The following is a 2,690-nucleotide window of genomic DNA, read 5'->3' as shown; positions in this document are numbered from 1 at the left end:
AGGTTGGCAGAGAGGGGTCGAACTAATCCAGAAGGCGTTCGACAAGCCTCTGCTGAGAGTTGTCGGAAGTGACCGTTTAGTCGAGGTCTCTTCAACCCGACGTGAGCGGCCGCTATCGCGCCTCGGCGCCGAAGGGATATATCTGTAGATGAGCGAACACCACGACATTCCCGAGCTCACCCCTGCGGAGCAGATTCGGGTGCGGGCCATGGTGTCCGACATGACAGAAGTGGCTTCCGGGCTACGCGCCGGAACCGCCGCCGCAGAGGACGTAGAGGGCGCGGTGGCTCGGATTATGTCCGTCGACGTCGACCGACACACCATGCTCAACGCCCTGCACGTCCCTGCCGACGCTGGCCCGTTCGCTCCGGCGCTGGAGACAATCCTGCGCCGGATCCCCGATGGCTGGGGACGCTGGATCGGCCACGACGCCGGCTGGTACCCGATCGTGGTCGCCATCGATCAGCGCCTGTCCGCGATCGACCCCGAATACGTCGTGCACCAGATCAAGGAGAAATTCGGCACCCTGCGCTACTACTGCGCACCCAGCGCAGAAGAACCCGGCCCCTCGGTGTTGGATGCATTCCGCGCGATCATCGGCGACGCCGAACGTGCCTCGGCGATCACGTGCGAACGCTGCGGCGAACCCGGCGTGTTGCACGAAATCCGCTACCTGGTCAAAACACTCTGTGCTGCCTGCGCCGACAGCCTCGGCTACATGCCTGTGCAGCAAGGCACGACGTAGCGTCGAACTATCAGATCGGAGCAAACGGTGACCAAGGATGAGATTGACGCCCAGACTGGAGGGCTCCATCCCGCCGAATTGTGTGGGGAGGAATGCACCGGATGCTGCGACGAGTGGGAATGGAAGTAACGCAGCGATATCGGGAGGAACCTGCCCTTTGAATGCACCTGAGCGCCATCGCACCGCGGTCGCCTGATGGTTACCGCGCGGGCAGGCGGGTTCCGCAGGTGGGACACCAGCGGACCTCTGTACCGAGGATGTCTTCGATCGATGACAGATCGGCGCCGTGGTGCGTGCATACCTGGCGCATCAGGTGGGTGCGGATCGTGTCGACGATGAACTGTGCCCGTTCGACGGGCGTAGCCCCGTAACCCTCGCTGTCGGTTGTGCCGGAGGCGATGACGTCGCCGTCGTCCAACCCACGTTTCTGGCAACTAGCGGTGCCATCGTTGGCGGTGCTGGCGACTGTCCGGACGACTCGGCCGCTAGGCCGCAAATCGAGCTCGATGCACCACTCATCGTGGCGCTCGCGGAAGTAGAAACTGTGACCGTCAACCGTTCCGCGCCACTGTTCGGGCGCGAACCCGCCATGATTGTGCACAGTGACCCCAGTCTGCTCAGCAAGCCACATCTGAAGCTCGGCGTCCGCGGCCTGCTCGGCGGCGGTGATCCTCTGGCCTTCTGGTGATCGCCAGAACGCCTCAATGCCGTTGCGCCACTCGTTGAATGCGCGGCGGCGATCCTGGGGTGTGCGTGCGCACACGCAGTCGAATCCGTAGTCGTGCAGATCGCTTTCGGGCAGCCGGGGGTGACACGAACACCTGCAGCGCTCACCGCTGTCGCTGTATCGCCAGACCGTGAGCGCATCGAGGGCCACATCGGCGAGCTCGCTAGACCCTGCGACGCCGTGCCGCTCGAACCCCGCGGCCAGGTGGTCGCGGTAGCGCGAGCGCGCCTCACCGCGGGCGCGCTCGATGCGCTCTCGGTATTCGGCCGCGTGGGGAAGCTCCGGTCCTTGGCCCACGGTCGTCGAGGATGGCATGAGGTCGTCGGTGGTGTCGCGTGAATTTCAGGGCCAGCCGCCGGTGCCGGTCGCTTATGTTGTATCAGCGCGAGGGCCAAGATCCCGAAGCACTGACGTCGCTGTACGGCAGTTGAATCGCATCGGCAGCCAAACTAGTTGACCACCCGCCGGCCGGGTAGGAGCCTGCTGGCCCGCCCTCGTCCCCGGAATGACCCCGCGGCGGTGACCCTAACCGACGACGGATACACCGAACCGACCACAGACCGGCCGACATAGTTGGGCATTAGCGGCGGTGGCGGTGGCACCTGCGATAGCCGCATTGCTCAAGTGCGCTCGTCGCGTTCAGCGAGGAAGCAGGCGACTTCTGGGCGTCACTGAGATGGCATCGGTATGACCACCCCAGCGAACCGCGTTGGTGTCGGACTCTGTTCGTATAACCCTGATCCGAGCCAGCCCGCGCTCGGCTGGCAGCAGCGTAGAATATGGGTTGGAAACCGTTGCAGCCCAGTCATATTTTACCGCGCCGCCCATTCTGCAATCTCGGCGATCCTGAGGACCGCGGTGATGTCACCGCCGCTGTACTCAAGCCACTCAAGGGGTGTTGCCGGGCGGCCGTCGATGGCGATATCGGGGTGCGGTGTGCACAGCAAACCCGCGATCGAATCTGGATGCCACTCCGCCGGCAGTGATTCGAGCAGGCGGTTCAGCCCAGGCACCTCGGCTTCATCTAGCGCCGCTCGTTGCACATCTTGTGCTTGAGGCTTGCCGCCGCGTTCGTCAGAACCCTCCGCAGTGAAGCCGGACGCATCGAGCAGACGGATCTCATCAGGAGAAAGGCGGGACCGTCGACCACACATACGCTCATCATCCACCGGCATTTTGGTCGCTGTCCAGGACTCGACACCCGCGCACGATGAACAT

2 protein-coding genes and 1 pseudogene are annotated in these 2,690 nt (G+C 63.9%); 1 reads left to right on the top strand and 2 read right to left on the bottom strand.

The window, feature by feature from the left end:
* Positions 1 to 148: 148 nt before the first annotated feature.
* Positions 149 to 745, top strand: coding sequence for a hypothetical protein (locus CWS39_RS28030; protein ID WP_102146082.1), 597 nt, complete (start codon positions 149 to 151; stop codon positions 743 to 745).
* Between the two features lie 199 nt (positions 746 to 944).
* Here CWS39_RS28030 and CWS39_RS28025 read toward each other — a convergent pair whose 3' ends face one another.
* Both CWS39_RS28025 and CWS39_RS28785 read right to left on the bottom strand, forming a co-directional pair.
* Positions 945 to 1,769: a hypothetical protein gene (locus CWS39_RS28025; protein WP_233213749.1), complete on the bottom strand. Its 825-nt coding sequence runs from the start codon at positions 1,767 to 1,769 to the stop codon at positions 945 to 947.
* Between the two features lie 515 nt (positions 1,770 to 2,284).
* Positions 2,285 to 2,690, bottom strand: a pseudogene (locus tag CWS39_RS28785) (hypothetical protein); the annotation flags it as partial.

Source organism: Mycobacterium hubeiense (genome assembly GCF_002838065.1).
Lineage (GTDB): Bacteria > Actinomycetota > Actinomycetes > Mycobacteriales > Mycobacteriaceae > Mycobacterium > Mycobacterium hubeiense.
Note: the sequence above shows the minus strand (reverse complement) of the source record. Positions and strands in the feature narration are given on the sequence as shown.